This window comes from Sulfurimonas sp. (genome assembly GCF_029027405.1).
GTDB lineage: Bacteria > Campylobacterota > Campylobacteria > Campylobacterales > Sulfurimonadaceae > Sulfurimonas.
Window position 1 is genome coordinate 370772 of record NZ_CP093396.1, and the last position, 18789, is coordinate 389560.

Sequence of the window (18789 nt, forward strand, 5' to 3'; positions counted from 1 at the left end):
TCCTAATGACTTAGAAGTGATTTTATACTTTGTTTCTATTTGACTTGTTGTTTATTCTTCTTTTATCATTTCCAAGACTATTTTAGTTTTTTGCTCGGCAGTATATCTTTGCTTTTTTTCTACTCATAAATTATCTCCATAATTCGTATTATTTTATACCCCCAAGGGACACATCGACTTTTTTGAAAATAAATCTTACTGAATTGGTGTCTTAGATTTTAAGGGCATAATAAAGCGACTTTAAAGCGATTTAAAAAATGTACAATTTTATCCAAGGAGATTTATGAATGAGTTGATGCCTGGAAATAAAAAATTCATTAAAGTTGAAAATATTAACAGTAATGGATTTGTTGAGTTCATTTTTGCTATTGATTATGTTACAACTAATGTAGAATTTATTTTACCTTACAAAGCTTTTATTGAGTTTTGTCAAATAAATAAAGTTTCATTTGTGAATGAAGATGAAGAGGAAGAAATGAAAAATGATGACATACTATGGAAGTATGGAACCGAAGAATTCAGAAATTAAAATAAGGAAAAAAAATGAGTATGAATATAGCAAATATAGAGATAAAGCCAAAAAGACAAGGTTATGCACACCTAGCAGATAAATTTGGAGAAGATAGACCTTTCTCAAGATATGAAGAGGCAGTATTTGGAGCACAACCAAGTGAAAATTTTCACTATAGACCACAGTGGGATGTAGATCATGAGATTTTTGATGTTACTAGAACAAAAATCGTTATGAAGGATTGGGAAGATTTAATAGATCCTAGAAAATTCCATTATATGACATATGTGTCTACAAGATCTAAACAAAATTCTACTAGTGTTGATAATATGGAATTTTTAGAAAAAAGAATGTTGCTTTCAAAAATGAGTAGTGAAGACATAGATATTATTAAAAAATATGTAACACCACTCAGACACTATTTTTATGGTGCGAATATGAATAACTTAACATTAGCTTCTATAGGTTATGGTGGACCTTTTGTTTCAGCGGCACAGTTTCAAGCGGAAGATGAATTAGGTTTTGCACAACATGTCACAAAAATTATTTTAAATCTTACAAACAACGATGAATTTGCTTTAGAAACAGGAAAAGATGCTTGGTTAAACTGTTCTGAGTGGCAAGGTTTAAGAAAAGCTGTAGAGGACTCTTTTGTTGTAAAAGATTATATGGAACTGTTTGTGATTCAAAATGCGATTTTTGATGCATTTATCATACCTCTTATGTTTAAATCATTGCCAGAGAAGCTTACACCTGCAGGAAACTTAGCTATGGGTATGATGTCTGAGTTTATACTAACAGTTACTGATGAAACGAATAAATGGGTAGATAGTATTATCAAAGTATGTGCGAAAGAATCATCTGAAAATAAAGAACTTTTAACTGCTTGGACAAATAAATATCTAAATATAACTGTTGACGCTTTATCTCCTTTAGATAAAGATACTGTATCTTCTATAAAAGAAGATGTTGTAGCTAGATTGAAAAAATCTGGTTTAAATATATAAGGATATAAAATGAGTATAGCACTATTAATTATGCAGGACACAGAAGATGGTAGAGCGATTGTTAGATCAATTCAAAAAGACAATTCTGATGTAAAAGTTACAAATAAACCAGCGATGATTCAAATTGAGAGAGAAAAGGAGATTGTTGTAAAAGCATCTACTGTTTCTGAAGAGTTGGGTAGAGAGTGGGATGTTGAAGAGCTACAAATTGAACTTGTTTCTTTAGGTGGACAGATAAATGAAACAGATGATGAAATCACTGTTTATTGGGATAACTAAAAGGATTAAATATGAACGCAGAAATAAAAAAGAAAAGATTAAGTAGAAAAGATAGCTATAAACATATGACAAGACTTGGTTGGGACACAACTTACCAAAAAGAAGAAGATGTTTACCCTGAGTTAGATATGGAAGGTATTAAGATACACGATTGGGATGCATGGGAAGATCCATTTAGAATGACGATGGAATCATACTGGAAACTACAAGCAGAAAAGGATAAAAAACTCTACGCTATTATTGATGCATTTGCTCAAAATAATGGTCATCAAAACTTAACAGATGCACGATATATAAATGCACTTAAATTATTTATTACAGGTGTTACACCAGTAGAATATTATGCACATAGAGGATTTGCTAAAGTTGCTAGATCATTCAAAGGTGAAGGTGCCGCTGTTGCTTGTCAAATGCAAGCTATTGATGAGTTAAGACACTTTCAAACGCAGATGCATACTATGAGTCACTACAACAAACACTTTGATGGTTTCGGTTACAATGTAAAAAAATTCGATAGAATATGGTATCTTTCAGTGCCAAAATCTATGGCAGAAGATGCTATGACATCAGGACCTTTTGAATGGATGGTTGCTATTGGTTTTGCATTTGAATTTGTACTTACTTCACTTTTATTTGTACCATTTATGTCTGGTGCTGCTTATAATGGAGATATGGCAACTGTAACATTTGGTTTCTCCGCTCAATCAGATGAATCAAGACACATGACTTTAGGTCTTCAAGCTGTTAAATTTATACTAGAGCAAGATGAAGCAAATGTACCAATTATCCAAAAATATATGGAAAAATGGTTATGGAGAGGGTATAAAATGTTATCTCTTGTTGCTATGATGATGGATTATATGCTTCCTAAGTCACCTACTTCATGGGGAGAAGCTGTAGATATTTATATCGCACAAAATGGAGTTGCACTTTTCAAAGATCTAGAAAAATATGGTATCGTAGCCCCAACAGATATGATCAACACTATAATGGCAGAAAAAGACCACCTTTCTCATCAATTATGGAAAACATTCTATAACCATACAGTAGCTGCTAGTATGCATATTTGGATGCCTGATGAGAAAAAATTGAACTGGTTATCTGAAAAATATCCAGATACATTTGATGAGCATTATAGACCAATGTGGGAAGAGTTTGCAAAGCATGATAAAGGAAATGGACAAAGATGGTACTCTGAGACACTACCTCTTATTTGTAATGTGTGTCAAGTTCCTGCACTTTTTACAGACATAGAAGGTGGAAAACCTCATGTTTATACACATAGCGTATCTGAATTTAAGGGAGAAAAATTTCACTTTTGTTCAGATAATTGTAAGCATATATTTGAAGATGAACCAGAAAAATATTCACAGTCGTGGTTACCACCACATCAAATTTTCCAAGGAAATTGTGGAGGTAAAGATCTAGTTCCAGATATTTTAAATTGGTGGAAGATTGATCATACAGTTGATAATATGGATTATGCAGGTTCGCAAGATGAGGCAACTTGGAATAACTTAAAGAATATAGGATAAGGATAAGATATGTCAGTATATACATCAAATGGGCAAATATACCCAACAATAATGAAAGATAGTTTAGATAAATTTCACGGTAATCAAGTGGTTTATATCTATTGGTATGGACATGTAATGATTAGTTCTCCAAGAGCATTTCCATTACCTCCGGAGATGCCTTTTGGAGCATTGGTATCAGATCTTTTACCGCTTACATATTCTGTTGAGCCTGATTTTGCAAAGCTAAACTTTGAAACTACGGAAGTAGTTTGGACAATCGACGGTAAAGTTGTAATTCCTGATTTTTCTAAAAGTTTGGCAGAAAATGGAGTAGGTCACAAATCTTTTATAGAGTTTAAAACACCTACTTTAACAGGAAAATTAGGAGGATAATTTGAGTTATACTCTTGAGATTGAACCGACAAGTGACACTGTAGAAGTAGAAGAAAATCAAACACTTCTTGATGCATCTTTACGTCAAGGAACGTATCTACCTCACGCTTGTAATCATGGTCTTTGCGGAACATGTAAAGTAGAATTATTAGAAGGTGAAGTAGATCATGGAGATGCATCACCATTTGCTTTAATGGAGAGTGAAAGAGATGATGGTTTTTGTTTAGCATGTACGGCAAAACCATTAAGTGATGTTGTTATAGAAGCTGATGTGGATGAAGATCCAGATGCAAGAAGTATTCCTATAAGAGATATTATGGGTACAGTTGTAAAAAGAGAGATGTTAACACCTAGAATATTAGGCTTATGGCTAGAACTAGATGAAGATTTAGATTTTCAAGCAGGTCAGTATATAAATTATCATATTCCTGGCTTTGATGAAGCTAGATCTTTCTCTTTAGCAAATCAACCTAGTATGGAAAGAGTGATTGAACTTAATATTACACTTATTACAGATGGAGACGCAACACCTTGGATACATAAAAATGTAAAAGTTGGTGATAGAAGAAAAATTACAGCTCCCTTTGGAAGATTTTTTGTTAAAAAATCTACAAAAAAACCTAGTATCTATTTTGCTGGTGGTTCAGGGTTATCAAGTCCAAAATCAATGATATTGGATGATTTAGAAGGTGGTTCAAAACTTCCTATTATACTATTTCATGGTGCTAGAAATGAAGAAGAGTTATACTATTTCGATATGTTTAAAAATCTAGAAAAAGAGTACGATAACTTTACTTATGTACCTGTACTCTCAGACAATAAAAACCCTGATTGGAAGGGAGAAATTGGATATACAAATGATGTAGCCATAAAGATATATGATGGTAAATTTTCAGGAAACAAAGCATATCTTTGTGGCCCTCCTCTTATGATAGAAGCTTGTATAACAGCACTTATGAGGGGAAGACTTTTTGAAAAAGATATACATATAGAAAAATTCTTTTCTAAAGCGGACTTATGTAGAGATGAAGTTAGAAGCCCTCTATTTAAAAATTTATAAGAGATTGGTATGAGCAAATTTTTTAATATTATTGTTGATGGTAGATCTATTGAATGCAATAGTACAAAACAATTGTTAGAATCTCTCTATAAGAAATCATCAAAGGCACCAAAAGGGTGTCATAACGGTGGCTGCGGAGTTTGTAAAATAGAAGTTTTAAAAGGTAAATATGATTCTATCGTTATGAGTAGAAAACATATTAGTCAAAAAGAAGAAAATAGTGGCGTTGTTTTAGCATGTAGAGTATTTCCAAGAAGTGATATGGAAATCAAATTTATAGCTAAACCTAAAAAAATTACCTATACAATAGGTGATTAAAATAATTAAAAAGGAAATACAATGGGTATTATGAGAATTGGACATGTTGATTTAAATGTGTTGGATATAAAAGCTACAAGAGATTACTACGAAAATATTATAGGTCTAACAGTTGAAAGAGAAGATGCTGATGGTACATTATATATGAAATGTTGGGATGAGTGGGATATATATTCTATGGTATTGAGACCATCAGATGAATCAACTTTTAACAGAATTGCATACAAAGTGGAAAATGATTCTGATTTAGATGAACTAAAAGCTAAAATTGAAGCGTATGGTGTAGCTACAAAATTTTTACCAGCTGGATCAGTTGCAGAGTGTGGAAGAATATTAAAATTTATAGCTCCAAGTGATCATGAGTTTCATCTTTATGCTGAAAAAACATTTGTTGGTAAAACAAATGGAGATATAAACCCAGCTCCTTGGCCAATTGATGCAAAAGGTATTAAAGCACACTGGTTAGATCATGCTTTACTTATGGCTGAAGGTCCAGAAAAGGTTATGGCTGCAACAAAATTCTTTCAAGAAGTTTTTGATTTTAAATTAGCAGAACAAGTATGTGTAGGACCTGAAGGCTCGTTGCAAGCTGCAACTTGGTTATCTAGAACTTCAACACCACATGATTTAGCATTTGTTGCGGGTTCTGAAGCTGGTATGCATCATGCCGCATTTTTCTTAGATGGTTGGAGTGATATTTTAAGAGCAGCAGATATTATGGGTATGAATGGTGTAAAAATAGATGTAACACCTCAAAGACATGGTATTACAAGAGGTGAAACAATTTATTTCTTTGACCCATCTGGACATAGACTTGAAACTTTCGCAGGACTTGGTTATCTAGTGCAACCTGATATGCCAGTTGTTACATGGACTGAAGATAAATTATGGAGAGGAATTTTCTACCATACTGGTGAAGAAGCTGGTTCATTTACAACTGCTTATACACTTATGGCTACAAAATAACTATGGATGTTGTTATAAAATCTAACAACATCACTTATCAAGCAGCATTTGTTGCTTGCAATAGTGCTGTAAAAAAAGCCGTTGAACTGAATATTAAAATTAATGTAAGTATTTGTGATAGGGCTGGATTAGAACTAGCTTTTTTAAGAATAAATGATGCATATATCCACTCAATAGATATAGCAAAAGACAAAGCATATACAAGTGCTAGTTTTGGATTTTCTTCTGAGACATGGACAGGTGTTTTTAAGGAAGCTTCTCATTTAGAACAAGGATTTTCTAATAGAGATAGACTTATACCTTTTGGTGGAGGTCTTCCAATTACAATCAATAATGAACTTATTGGTGCAATAGGAGTTTCTGGCGGAACAGAAGAGGAAGATATAGTCTGTGCTCAAGCAGGTATTAATTCAATTATTAATAAATAAGGAAAATAAATTATGAAACAAGTATTACATTTTATAAATGGTAAATTTTTAGAATCAACAAGTGGAAAGTTTTATGATAATTACAATCCAGCAACTGGAAAAGTAATTTCAAAAATTGCATTAGGATCAGAAGAAGATGTTGATAAAGCAGTAGAAGCTGCTAGTGAGGCTATGAATGGAGAATGGGGAAATATTAAAATTAATGACCGTATAGCTCTTTTATATGCATTAGCTGATGAAATAGATAGTCGTTTTGATGAATTTTTAGAAGCCGAGACATTAGATACAGGAAAACCATACACTATTGCTCGTCATATAGATATTCCAAGAGGTGCAGCAAATTTTAAAGTTTTTGCTGACACAATGAAATCTGTAGCCGATGAAGCATATCAAATGGATACTCCTGATGGTGGTATTGCAATGAATTACTCAAGAAGATACCCGAAAGGTGTTATTACTGTAATTACTCCATGGAATTTACCTTTTTTACTTATGACATGGAAAGTAGGACCTGCATTAGCTTGTGGTAACACTGTAGTTGTAAAAGCAGCTGAAAGTACTCCGACAACAACAGCACTTCTTGGGGAAGTAATGAATAAAGTCGGAATTCCAAAAGGTGTATTTAATGTTGTTCATGGTTTTGGTAAAGACATTGGAGATAGATTAACATCACATCCAAAAGTTGATGCTGTTACATTTACTGGTTCTACCCCTACAGGTAAAAGAATTATGCAATCATCTGCTTTAGACTTAAAACACCTATCCTTGGAACTTGGTGGTAAAAATCCAGCTATAATTTTTGCTGATTGTGATATGAAAAAAGCAATAAACGAAACAGTACGTTCTGTGTTTGCAAATTCTGGACAAGTATGTTTAGGAACAGAGAGAGTTTATGTGGAACGACCAATCTTTGATAAGTTCGTAAATAAACTTAAAAAAGCGGGAGAAAATATAAAACTAGGTATTCAACATGATGAAAGTTCAGATATGGGGCCACTTATTAGTAAGGATCATCAAGAAAAAGTTCTTTCTTATTATAAATTAGCAAAAGATCTTGGTGCAAATGTTGTACTTGGTGGAGGTTCTCCAAAGATGGAAAATGGTTTGGAAAATGGATATTGGATAGATCCTACAATTTGGACAGGATTATCAGAGGATTCTGCAATTGTAAAAGAAGAGATTTTTGGGCCATGTTGTCATATCGCACCATTTGATACTGAAGAGGAAGCAATTAAATTAGCTAATGATACAGAATATGGATTAGCAGCAACAGTATTCTCAGAAAATCTATCTAAAGCTCATAGAGTAGCAGGTCAAATAGATGCTGGTATAGTATGGGTTAACTCATGGTTTTTAAGAGACCTTAGAACTCCATTTGGAGGAATGAAAAAATCAGGTATCGGTAGAGAAGGTGGACATCACTCATTAGAATTCTATACGGAATTGAAAAATATATGTATAAAAATGTAAAGAAGATAAAATGACAAAAAAAGATATAAACAAGTATGGAGAAGAGCTTTATAACTCTCTTAAAAATTGTGAGCCGATTGAAGCTTTAACAGCAAGGGAGCCTAATATCACGATAGCGGATGCTTATGCTATCCAAGATGTTTTAATAAAAAATAGAATTAAAAAAGATGGTTCTCATATAATTGGTAAAAAGATTGGGGTGACAGCAAAAGTTGTTATGAATCTTTTAGGAGTTAATCAACCAGATTTTGGATATTTACTTTCAGATATGATTTATAATGATGGCGATGTTATAGATATTACATCAAATATGATTCAACCAAAAGCAGAAGGTGAAATTGCCTTTGTATTAAAAGAAGATTTACAAGGACCAGGTGTTACTGCTTCTGATGTTATAAAAGCAACAAAATTTGTAATGCCATGTTTTGAGATTGTAGATTCTCGTGTAAAAGATTGGAAAATAAAGATACAAGACACCGTTGCAGATAATGCTTCTTGTGGATATATAGTTTTTGGTGGAAAAGCAGTTGATATAAAAGATGTAGATCTTATTACTTGTGGTATGACACTTGAAAGAAATGGAGAACTACTTCAAACAGGTGCTGGAGCTGCTACACTTGGAAGTCCTGTAAATGCTGTTGTTTGGCTTGCTAATACATTAGGTAAGTTAGGAGTAGGTTTAAAAGCTGGTGAAGTTATTTTATCTGGCGCACTTTCAGGTATGGTTCCAATAAAAAGTGGTGATAGTATGAGTATAAATATTGGCGGTATTGGTTCCGCTTCTGTTAGATTTGAGTAAGGAAAAAAAATGAAAATAAATTGCGCGTTAATTGGATCAGGAAATATTGGTACTGATTTAATGTTTAAACTTCAAAGAAGTGAGATTTTAAATCCATTATGGATGGTAGGGATTGACCCGAAGTCAGATGGTTTATTGAGAGCTAAAAAAGATGGAATGAAAATTACATCAGATGGTGTTGATGGGTTATTACCTTATATAAAAGAAGATGGTATTAAGATTGCATTTGATGCAACTTCTGCTTATGTTCATGGTGAGAACAATAGAAAGCTAGCAGAACTAGGAGTAAAAGTTATTGATTTAACTCCTGCTGCTATTGGACCATTTTGTGTTCCATCAGTAAATATGGTTGAATTACTAGCGAAAGATACACAAAATGTAAATATGGTTACATGTGGAGGGCAAGCAACAATACCAATGGTTGCTGCTATTTCTTCTGTTCAAGAAGTTGAATATGCAGAAATTGTAGCAACTATATCTTCAAAGTCAGCAGGACCAGGAACTCGTATGAATATAGATGAGTTTACAAAGACAACAAAGCTAGGCATTACAGAAGTTGGTGGAGCAAAAACAGGAAAAGCTATTGTAATATTAAACCCTGCAGAGCCACCTTTAATGATGAGAGATACAATTCATTGTCTTACTAAAGATACACCAGATCAAGAGGCAATAATAAAATCTGTTAATGATATGGTAGCAACTATGAAGAAAGTTACTCCAGGTTATGAACTGAAAAATGGACCAGTTTTTGATGGAAATAAAGTATCAATGTTTTTAGAAGTAACAGGGTTAGGTGATTACTTACCTACTTACGCTGGGAATCTAGACATTATAACTGCAGCGGCTACAACAATAGCTGAAAAAATGGCAGAAAAAATAGCAGTAGGAGAATAGGATGGATTTAAAAGGAAAAAAAGTAACCTTGCATGACATGTCATTAAGAGATGGTATGCATTCAGTTAGACATCAATTTACATTGGAGCAAATAAAAAATATGGCTACTGCTCTTGACAGAGCAGGTGTTCCTTTAATAGAAGTTACTCACGGCGATGGTTTAGGTGGTTCATCTTTAAACTATGGTTTTGGGTTACATACAGATGAAGAGTGGCTTGATGCTGCTGTTCCAAATATAAAAAAAGCTAAAGTTTCAGCACTTTTACTTCCAGGAATTGGAATAGTGGAAGAATTAGAGAGTGCTGTTGAACATGGTATCTCAACCGTAAGAGTTGCAACTCATTGTACGGAAGCTGATTGTTCATATCAACATATCAAAAAAGCTAAAGAGTTAAAACTTGATACTGTTGGATTTTTAATGATGGCACATATGGCAGATCCTAAAAGATTAGTTGAAGAAGCTAGAAAAATGGTTTCATATGGTGCAAATTGTATCTATATTACAGATTCTGCTGGATATATGCTTCCTGATATGATTACTCAAAGAATAGCATCTATAAAAAAAGAGTTCGGGGATGAGATTGAGATTGGTTTTCATGGGCATAATAATATGTCAATGGGTGTTGCAAATTCATTAGCGGCAATAGAAGCTGGGGCAAACAGAATAGATGCAGCACTTGCAGGTTTTGGAGCAGGTTCAGGAAATACAGCAATTGAAGTATTAGTAGCTGTTTTAAATAGAATGGGTGTAGAAACAGGAGTTGACTTAGATATAATTGAAGATGCAGCTGAAGATATCGCACTACCTATTATGGGTAAACCAACTAGAATTTCCAGAGACTCTCTTACTCTTGGATATGCTGGAGTATACTCTTCGTTTTTACTTTTTGCAAGAAGAGCAGAAGCAAAATATGGAATAGACGCAAGAACTATTTTAATTGAGTTAGGTAAAAGAGGAACAGTTGGAGGTCAAGAGGATATGATCGAGGATTTAGCATTAGATATGTCAAAAGCAAAAGGACTAATATAATGGCATTAGATAAAGCAACAATTGATAAATTAGCAATACACTGTGAAAAAGCAGAAGTAGAAGCATATGAAATAACAAAAATAACAGATGATTATCCTGAAATGACATATGAAGATGCATATGACATTCAATGGAAAGCTAGAGCTAATAAAGAAGCAAGAGGTACAAAAATTGTTGGTATGAAAATGGGTCTTACTTCTCAAGCTAAAATGAAACAAATGGGAGTTCCTAATCCTTGTTATGGCTATCTTGCTGATTATTTTGCGTTTGGAGATGGAGCCGAAATCAAAATTGATGAGTTAATTCATCCTAAAGTAGAAGCAGAAATCGCATTTGTTTTAAAAGATGATTTAAATGGACCAGGTTGTCACATTGGTGATGTTTTAGCTGCAACAGATTTTGTAATGCCAGCTGTTGAAATAATTGACTCAAGATATAAAGACTTTAAATTTGATTTAAAATCTGTTATTGCTGACAATTCATCATCTTCTAGATATGTAACAGGCGGTAGAAGCAGAGATGTTAAAGATGTAGATCTTAAAACATTAGGTGTAGTACTTCAAATCAATGGTGAAACTGTTGATTTAGCCGCTGGTGCTGCTGTATTAGGTCATCCTGCTACTGCTATTGCAATGCTTGCAAATATGATGGGAGAGAGAGGTGAAACTTTAAAAGCTGGTTCATATATACTCTCAGGTGCAATAACAGCTGCACATTCAGTTAAAAAAGGCGATAATGTTACTGTAATGTTCCAAGACTTAGGAACACTTACAATGAAATTTATTTAAGGATATTCTTTATGCCAATAGCTACAATTAATATATTAGAAGGTAGAAGTGACGAAAAAAAAGAGAAGTTAATTGCAATGGTAACAGAAGCAATACATAAATCAATCGATGTTCCTTACCAAGGAATAAGAGTTATATTAAATGAGATGCCAAAACAACATTTTGGTATCGCAGGTAAAAGTGTAAAAAAACTAGGTAAATGATTTTATGAAAAAAATCAAACTAAGTGTACTGGATCAATCTCCAGTACACGATGGTAAAGATGATAGACATGGATTGCAAGACACACTAGAACTTGCTCAACTTTGTGATGAATTAGGATACCATAGATATATGCTTGCAGAACATCATAATAGTCCAGGATATGCTTCTTCGTGTCCTGAAGTGATGGTGAATTCTGTAGCTAATGTAACTAAAAATATTAGAGTTGGTAGTGGTGGTGTTATGCTTAACAATCACAATACTTTTAAAGTTGCAGAAACATTTAACATGTTGTGTGCTCTTCATGGAAACAGAATTGATTTAGGTATTGGTAGAGCAAGTGGTGCTAACTATCAAACTGCACAGGCATTGCATGGAAACAATACGCAAGACTATTCGCAAAAAGCTTATGAACTGATTGGCTACTTAAACGAAAGTCTACCAAATGAACATCAATTTAGTAATTTAGTCCTTACACCATCAAATGTAGAGGTTCCTCCTGTATATTTTTTAGGTTCAAGTGATGGTAGTGCTAAACTTGCAGGTATTTTAGGTGGTGGGTTTATCTTAGCACTATTTATAGGTACTCATGATCGTAGTAACGCTATAATAAATGAATATAAAAATAGTTTTAGAGCTACTAATATTATGAAAGAACCTAAAGCAATTTTAGCAGTGGCATGTATAGTTGCTGATACTAAAGAAAAAGCACAATATATAGCAAGCACACATACTTACTGGAAACTACAAGCTTTTACAAGATATGAAAGAGATGATTTAATTAGTCCTAAAGATTTAAAAAATATTATAAGTAATTTATCACCTAGTGATAAAAAATATTATGATGAAACAATGGATACAATGATTTTAGGAACTGCCAAAGAGTGTAAAGAAGAGATAACTGAACTCGCAAAGATATATGATGTTGATGAAGTAATGATTGTTAATGTAACATACTCTTTTAATGATAGAATAAAAACTTATACACTCTTAGCCAGAGAGTTTAATTTAGAAAATAGTTAAGGAAAATAATGAAAAATCCAGAAATAGAAAAAAGTATAAAAACGGGTAATTTTCATACAAATAATCATGATTTAGGTACGGCAGATGAAACAATAATGCATTATACATGGGTCAGGACCAGGCATTTGATTAAAAAATCACAGCTTCATATATTTGGTGGGTATGGACACTGGACTCAAATAGAGCATAAAGCTAGCTAACTACATGAAATTTTTAATTTTGGGTGCTGGAGGTATAGGATCTTATTTTGGTGCAAGATTACTTAAAGCAAATCATGAAGTAACTTTTGTAGCAAGAGGTGAGCATCTATTGGCTTTGCAGAAAAATGGCCTGCATTTAGAGCATCCAAAATTTAATTTTGATGATAGTATTCGTGTTTACACTATAGAAGAGGTTAAAACTCTTAATCCTTGTGAATTTGACATTGTTATCATTACTACCAAAGCAAACTCAAATCAAAATTTAGCAAATCAATTAAATGATTGGTTTGCTGATTATGAGCGGATACCTTATATTCTTTCTTTACAAAATGGTGTAGAAAATGAAGAAACTTTTTCAAAGTATATCAATCCCAAATATATTATAGGTGGACTTACAAGAAAAATAGGTGCTCATATTATCAGTCCCTCCAATATTAAAGCAGTAGGTATAGCAGAAACAATTATAGGTGCAATTTCTAAAACAAAAGATAACCGCATATTTTTAGAAGAATTACAGATCAATTTTAATAATGCTCAAATCCCAACCCAAATATCTAAAAATATAGATTTAGATTTATGGAAGAAATTAATTATTAATAATGGTGTAAATGCTATTTGTGCTTTATTAAAAGTAAAAACTGGAATCATCATGAGTGATGAAAAACTAAAAAAAATTGTTTATGAACTTATGAGTGAAACAGCAATAGCTGCAAAAAACAAAAATATTACAATTACGAAGAAAGATGTAAATGAGATGTATGAATTAATTACAAAATTTGATTCTATAAAGCCATCTATGCTAGTAGATAGAGAATTTAGTAGAGCATTAGAACTTGAAGATATTTGTGGTGTAGTGATAAGAAACTCTGAAGAACAAAATATAGATGCACCATATACGAGAACTATTTCAACACTTTTAGATTATACATATAAAAAGAACAAATTGAAAAAAGAAAAGAAAATAGATTTAGTAGTAACTGTTGTTGTATCAAGAAGAATAAAGAAAAATAAAGAAGAACAGTTTGAACAATTTAGTAATGAATTGACAAAAGTAGCTACAAGTTTTAAAGGCTATGTAGGAGCTATAATGATTCGTCCTGTCTCTTTGGATGATCCTGAGTATAGATTAGTTTACAAGTTTGACAATCAAGAAAATCTAGACAAATGGATAAAATCAACAAAAAGAGCAGTAATATTAAATAAAATAGAACCACTTCTAGAAAAACCAAGTGAGACTATTAAGTCTTTAGGCCTTGCGACATGGCTTAGTTTTCCTAGACAAGCAGAAGCTAAGGCACCTAAAAAATATAAAATAACGATAGTGAGTTGGCTTGCACTTTATCCTCTTATTACCCTAATCTTTTTAATATTTGGTGATATATTGGCTGAAATACCACTACTTTTGAGAACTTTTATAGTAACTGCAGTTGCAATGGTGCTAATGTCATATGTGTTGATGCCAAGATTTACAAAACTTTTTTATTTTTGGTTGTTTCCAAAAGAGGAAGAAAAATTACGATAGAGGATAATAAATGAAATTAATAGTAAATAGAAAAGAGATGACTTTTGATGATAATATAACCTTGCAAGATGTTATAAATAAAGTTAATATGAGTGATAAAATGATGGGGGCATCTGTCAATGGTACGATTATAACTATTTGTGATATTTCAAGAAGTAAATTAAAAGATGGAGATAAAGTAGATATAATACCTGCAATGGTAGCAGGATGAGTATCTTGTGATTTTTCAAATATTAAATATAATATTTCCTATTGTATTTATAACTTTAATAGGTCTTTTGTATGCTAAAAATTATCATATAAGTATGGATACTACAAATAAGATTAATTTAGAAATATTTATACCTATTTTAGTTTTTTATTCTATTAGTGAGAAATTACCATCTATTTTAAATTTAGGTTATTTTTCTTTAGGTGGAGTTATGGTAGTTTTTGGTTCAGGAGTGATACTTTACCCAATAACCAAGATGATGGGGATACGCCCTCAATCTTTTTTACCTTCTATGATGTTTAATAACTCTATAAATTTAGGTTTTCCATTAGCTCTATTTGCTTTTGGAGAAGATGCTTTAGTAATGTTTATATCTCTTTCTCTAGTGCAAATTATTGGACAGTTTACAGTTGCTCCTGTTATGTATGGTGGCGAAACAAAAGTATCAAAAATATTAAAAAACCCAGTTATTATAGCTACAATATTTGGGTTATTTTTTAATTATTTTGATATGCATTTTCCTCAAGTGATAAATATTTCTTTGAAAATGATGTCCCAAGTATCAATCCCGTTGGTATTATTTGCTCTGGGTGTAAGGCTTGTTCATGTAGAGTTAAAGTATTGGAGATTAGGATTGTTAGGTGCTATACTGTGTCCAATCTCAGGAATAATAATGGCACTCTTAGCTATTTATATTTTTGATTATACTCAAACCCAACAAGCATTGATTATACTTTTTGGAGCTTTGCCTCCTGCGGTTTTGAATACTATTATGGCTCAACAGTATAAAAAAGATTCTGTACTTGTTGCATCTGTTGTTGCTATTGGGAATATATTTTCATTAATCAGTATTCCTATAGTTTTATATTTTGTATTATAAAAAGGCTACATTTTGTTAGATATACAATCAATTATGATATTTTTAATTTTAGGCTCTTTTGTTGGTGTAATGGCAGGTCTTTTTGGCATAGGAGGCGGCGGTATAATAGTACCAGTATTAACTATGTTTTTCGTATCTCATGGTTTTGATGGGAAAAATGTTATGCAAATATCATTGGCAACTAGCATGGCTGTTATGTCTATAACTTCTATATCCAGTTTTAGAGCTCAACACAAAAGAAAATCGGTACGATGGGATCTATTTGTCTTAATTGCTCCTGGTGTAATTGTAGGTACTTTTGCTTTGACCTTTTTAGCATCTAATATTGAATCATTTTATCTTTCTGTATTTTTTAGTTTATTTATGCTTTATGCTGCTCTAAAAATGTTTTTTGGCAAAAAGCCTCAAAAACAAGGAACTGCGATAGGGAATAAAGGTCAATTTTTTGCTGGTTTTGGAATAGGTGGATTATCTGCTTTAGTATCTATTGGAGGGGGTATTTTAAGTGTTCCTTATCTTGTAAAGCAAGGGGTAGATATGAAAAAAGCCATAGGAACATCTTCAGCCATTGGATTTCCTCTCGCGGTATCAGGAACGCTAGGTTATATTATAAATGGTTGGAGTTACACATCTGCTGATTCTTTTATGATTGGGTATGTTTATATTCCTGCATTTATCTCTATCTCACTTGCTAGTTATGCTACTGCTCCAATAGGTGTAAGTTTATCTCACAAGTTACCAGTAACTACACTGAAAAAGATATTTGCAGTTTTAACCTTTTCATTGAGTGTAAAGATGATGTTAGGATTGATATAGCAAGATAAAGGATACTCATTAAAAATATATTTAATGAGTATATTTTCACTCTACATACTATAATTAAAATTTATATGATAGATATGCTCTTGTTGTATCAGTATTTTCTGTTATAATTTTTTCAACTTTTACATGCTCATAATCCATTTTTAATTGTAAATTTTTCATAATTGGATAAATCCCAAGTACTCCCATTGCTGTTACATCACCTAGCACATGGGTACTAGAGGCAGATTGTCCAACGTATCCAATTAAAGTGATTATTGGTGTTGGAACAACCATAGCACCTACTATTGTATTAGTATCAGCTCTTGCAGGAACTCCTCCTCCATGAACAGGCATAGCAGTAAATAATGTATCAGATGTACCTTCACCAGCACCTAAATAAGCAGCACCTTTTTTATCTGTACTTGCAGTATATGCTACAATATACCTTAGTTTCCAGATACCTAAAGGTCCTGTAGCTTTTAATCCAAAAACTGTAGCATCTTGTGCATCAGTAGCTTGTGTTTTATCTTTAGATGCTAAATATTGAGCCGATAAAGTATGTCCCTTTATTTTGTAATCTGCTTGAAAATATAAAACATTTTTATCTTGTGCTGATGTTTTACCTTTTTCAGTTAAATATTGCACTTGTAAAGTTGTGTCTTTTATTGAATTATTTTTTACAAAAATTGAACCTGCACCATCCTGAAACTCTTTGAAGTCACCGATATTACCTTCTCCATCAGATATTTGTTGATATTGGGTTACATATGCTGCAACTATAGTAGTATCTGGTATATCTGTATTTGTCAAAACATATGCTTGAAATGAATCTTTTATAAGTGCTTCAGAAGATTTTCCAGGAAGTGCTGAGCTCACTAACGGAGTTGTAATAAACTGTCTACCTACTTTTAATGAAGTATTTGACAAAGTATATTCTAAATATGATTCAGATAATACTGAACCAGATGCATTAAAAGAGTTTGTTCGTTGATTAGCTCCATTCACATTAAATGGAGGGATGGGACTTAGGTCAGTATAATTTATCCCATCATGTAAAACATGAGAAGTTTGAAAAGTTGCTCCTGCTTTAAACCCTTTTAATTCATCTGTTACAATTCCTAGTCTACCACCAACTGATCCTATGCTATCTGACTCTTTTGAACCTAAAAAATTAGAATTAATATAGGCTGCTTTAACTTCCCCTGAAGCTTTAGTATTTTTAAAAGCATCTGATAAATTATCTGCAGCACTTACCCCTGTTGTTAATAAAGCTAATGTAGCTAAACTTAATTTTACAATCTTTCTCATATCTTCTTTCCTTATGTTAATGTGTTTCAAACTGTAAAGTATTAAAACTACGACAAAATTATATTAAAATTAAATCGCTAAATAATCGCTATTATTTTTAATATAAAAGGTTATTGTATCGCCCATCTCAGAAGTACTTAAAATTTCTTTAGCATCAAAAAGTGATAAATCTTTTGTTCGATAACCATCTTTTAAAACACTCTTAATAGCTTTTTCAATTAATGATGCACCTCTTTTTTCTTTTAACGAGTGTCGAAGCATCATCGCTGCGCTTTCTATTGTCGCTATCGGGTTAGCGAACCAAGACCTATTATGTTAGGTGCTGAGCCATAAATAGGCTCGTAAACGGCAGTATTATCACCAAGTGAAGCAGATGCTAACAGTCCTATTGACCCAACAACCATAGAAGCAGCTTCGGATAAAATATCTCCAAATATATTTCCTGTAACAATTACATCAAATTGTTTAGGATTTCTTACTAGTTGCATTAATGCATTATCTATATACATATGTGTCAATTCAACTTCAGGGTAATCTTTAGACAGTTCAATCATCACTTCTCTCCATAACTGAGAAATATCTAATAAATTTGCTTTATCAACTGAACATAGTTTTTTATCTCTATTCATTGCAAGCTCAAATGCTTTTTTACCAATTCTTAAAATTTCTGTTTTTGTATATACCATTGTGTTGAAAGCTTTTTGACCATCATTGCCTCTAGGTTCTCCAAAATGAATACCACCGATTAGTTCCCTTCCAACCATGATGTTACAATTTTCAATAACTTCTGGTTTTAAAGTAGATGCATTTAGTAGTTCCTTATATACTACAGCAGGTCTAAGGTTTGCATAAACACCTACTTTTTTTCTAAAGTTTAATAGTCCTGTCTCTGGTCTTAAATTTCTTTCTAATTTATCCCATTTTTCTCCACCAATAGCCCCTAATAAACAAGCGTCAGAGTCCAATACCCCAGCTACTGTTCCTTCTGGTAATGGAACACCTGTTTTATCAACAGCAATACCACCCATTAAGTATTCTTTATAATTAATAGAAAAATTACAAACTTTTGCAACAGTATCTAGTACTTTTACTGCTTCATCTATTATTTCTGGACCTATGCCATCACCTTCTATAATGGATATTATTATATTTCTTCATAAATTTTAACCTTGTTTTTTAT

At 32.4% G+C, this 18789-nt stretch carries 22 protein-coding genes and 1 pseudogene; 21 read left to right on the top strand and 2 right to left on the bottom strand.

Annotated elements, in window-relative coordinates; translation table 11 throughout:
• Nucleotides 1-283 precede the first annotated feature (283 nt).
• The 21 genes from MOV42_RS01920 to MOV42_RS02020 are packed head-to-tail and all read left to right on the top strand — an operon-like array spanning nucleotide 284 to nucleotide 16313.
• Nucleotides 284-529 carry a phenol hydroxylase subunit gene (locus MOV42_RS01920; protein ID WP_324172134.1) on the top strand — a complete coding sequence of 82 codons (246 nt, stop codon included), beginning with the start codon at nucleotides 284-286 and terminating at the stop codon, nucleotides 527-529.
• Between the two features lie 14 nt (nucleotides 530-543).
• Nucleotides 544-1518, top strand: a complete 975-nt coding sequence (locus tag MOV42_RS01925) for a hypothetical protein (protein WP_324172135.1) — start codon at nucleotides 544-546, stop codon at nucleotides 1516-1518.
• 9 nt (nucleotides 1519-1527) lie between these two features.
• Complete coding sequence (locus MOV42_RS01930) at nucleotides 1528-1797, top strand: MmoB/DmpM family protein (protein ID WP_324172136.1); 270 nt, start codon at nucleotides 1528-1530, stop codon at nucleotides 1795-1797.
• A gap of 11 nt (nucleotides 1798-1808) precedes the next feature.
• Nucleotides 1809-3332: a YHS domain-containing protein gene (locus MOV42_RS01935; RefSeq protein ID WP_324172137.1), complete on the top strand. Its 1524-nt coding sequence runs from the start codon at nucleotides 1809-1811 to the stop codon at nucleotides 3330-3332.
• 9 nt (nucleotides 3333-3341) lie between these two features.
• On the top strand, nucleotides 3342-3707 hold the full coding sequence (locus tag MOV42_RS01940) for a phenol hydroxylase subunit P4 (protein WP_324172138.1): 366 nt from the start codon (nucleotides 3342-3344) through the stop codon (nucleotides 3705-3707).
• 1 nt (nucleotide 3708) lies between these two features.
• On the top strand, nucleotides 3709-4767 hold the full coding sequence (locus tag MOV42_RS01945; RefSeq protein WP_324172139.1) for a 2Fe-2S iron-sulfur cluster binding domain-containing protein: 1059 nt from the start codon (nucleotides 3709-3711) through the stop codon (nucleotides 4765-4767).
• A 9-nt stretch (nucleotides 4768-4776) separates the two neighbouring features.
• A complete protein-coding gene (locus MOV42_RS01950; protein ID WP_324172140.1) occupies nucleotides 4777-5085 on the top strand; it encodes a 2Fe-2S iron-sulfur cluster binding domain-containing protein in 309 nt (102 codons plus the stop codon).
• A gap of 21 nt (nucleotides 5086-5106) precedes the next feature.
• Complete coding sequence (locus MOV42_RS01955) at nucleotides 5107-6051, top strand: catechol 2,3-dioxygenase (RefSeq protein WP_324172141.1); 945 nt, start codon at nucleotides 5107-5109, stop codon at nucleotides 6049-6051.
• 2 nt (nucleotides 6052-6053) lie between these two features.
• On the top strand, nucleotides 6054-6479 hold the full coding sequence (locus tag MOV42_RS01960; protein WP_324172142.1) for a heme-binding protein: 426 nt from the start codon (nucleotides 6054-6056) through the stop codon (nucleotides 6477-6479).
• A 12-nt stretch (nucleotides 6480-6491) separates the two neighbouring features.
• On the top strand, nucleotides 6492-7949 hold the full coding sequence (locus tag MOV42_RS01965) for a 2-hydroxymuconic semialdehyde dehydrogenase (protein ID WP_324172143.1): 1458 nt from the start codon (nucleotides 6492-6494) through the stop codon (nucleotides 7947-7949).
• A gap of 10 nt (nucleotides 7950-7959) precedes the next feature.
• Nucleotides 7960-8748 (top strand): fumarylacetoacetate hydrolase family protein, encoded by a 789-nt coding sequence (locus MOV42_RS01970; protein ID WP_324172144.1) that lies wholly within the window; start codon nucleotides 7960-7962, stop codon nucleotides 8746-8748.
• 9 nt (nucleotides 8749-8757) lie between these two features.
• Complete coding sequence (locus MOV42_RS01975) at nucleotides 8758-9642, top strand: acetaldehyde dehydrogenase (acetylating) (protein ID WP_324172145.1); 885 nt, start codon at nucleotides 8758-8760, stop codon at nucleotides 9640-9642.
• Nucleotide 9643: 1 nt separating this feature from the next.
• A complete protein-coding gene (dmpG, locus tag MOV42_RS01980) occupies nucleotides 9644-10672 on the top strand; it encodes a 4-hydroxy-2-oxovalerate aldolase (protein WP_324172146.1) in 1029 nt (342 codons plus the stop codon).
• Nucleotides 10672-11460 carry a 2-oxo-3-hexenedioate decarboxylase gene (dmpH, locus tag MOV42_RS01985; protein WP_324172147.1) on the top strand — a complete coding sequence of 263 codons (789 nt, stop codon included), beginning with the start codon at nucleotides 10672-10674 and terminating at the stop codon, nucleotides 11458-11460. The genes dmpG and dmpH overlap by 1 nt, the downstream gene beginning before the upstream one ends.
• Before the next feature lie 11 nt (nucleotides 11461-11471).
• The gene (locus MOV42_RS01990; protein WP_324172148.1) at nucleotides 11472-11663 is read left to right on the top strand and encodes a 2-hydroxymuconate tautomerase; all 192 of its coding nucleotides are present in this window, start codon (nucleotides 11472-11474) and stop codon (nucleotides 11661-11663) included.
• 4 nt (nucleotides 11664-11667) lie between these two features.
• Nucleotides 11668-12684, top strand: coding sequence for an LLM class flavin-dependent oxidoreductase (locus tag MOV42_RS01995; RefSeq protein ID WP_324172149.1), 1017 nt, complete (start codon nucleotides 11668-11670; stop codon nucleotides 12682-12684).
• An 8-nt stretch (nucleotides 12685-12692) separates the two neighbouring features.
• A complete protein-coding gene (locus tag MOV42_RS02000; RefSeq protein ID WP_324172150.1) occupies nucleotides 12693-12884 on the top strand; it encodes a hypothetical protein in 192 nt (63 codons plus the stop codon).
• Nucleotides 12885-12888: 4 nt separating this feature from the next.
• A complete protein-coding gene (locus MOV42_RS02005; RefSeq protein WP_324172151.1) occupies nucleotides 12889-14406 on the top strand; it encodes a 2-dehydropantoate 2-reductase in 1518 nt (505 codons plus the stop codon).
• Between the two features lie 10 nt (nucleotides 14407-14416).
• Nucleotides 14417-14617, top strand: coding sequence for a MoaD/ThiS family protein (gene thiS, locus MOV42_RS02010; protein WP_324172152.1), 201 nt, complete (start codon nucleotides 14417-14419; stop codon nucleotides 14615-14617).
• Between the two features lie 7 nt (nucleotides 14618-14624).
• Entirely contained in the window at nucleotides 14625-15497 is an 873-nt protein-coding gene (locus MOV42_RS02015) for an AEC family transporter (RefSeq protein WP_324172153.1), read from the top strand.
• Nucleotides 15498-15509: 12 nt separating this feature from the next.
• Nucleotides 15510-16313 (top strand): sulfite exporter TauE/SafE family protein, encoded by an 804-nt coding sequence (locus MOV42_RS02020; RefSeq protein WP_324172154.1) that lies wholly within the window; start codon nucleotides 15510-15512, stop codon nucleotides 16311-16313.
• A 63-nt stretch (nucleotides 16314-16376) separates the two neighbouring features.
• On the opposite strand, the gene MOV42_RS02025 is transcribed toward MOV42_RS02020, so the two are convergent.
• Entirely contained in the window at nucleotides 16377-17609 is a 1233-nt protein-coding gene (locus MOV42_RS02025; RefSeq protein WP_324172155.1) for a hypothetical protein, read from the bottom strand.
• 69 nt (nucleotides 17610-17678) lie between these two features.
• Nucleotides 17679-18767, bottom strand: a pseudogene (gene leuB / locus MOV42_RS02030) (3-isopropylmalate dehydrogenase).
• Nucleotides 18768-18789: the final 22 nt, after the last annotated feature.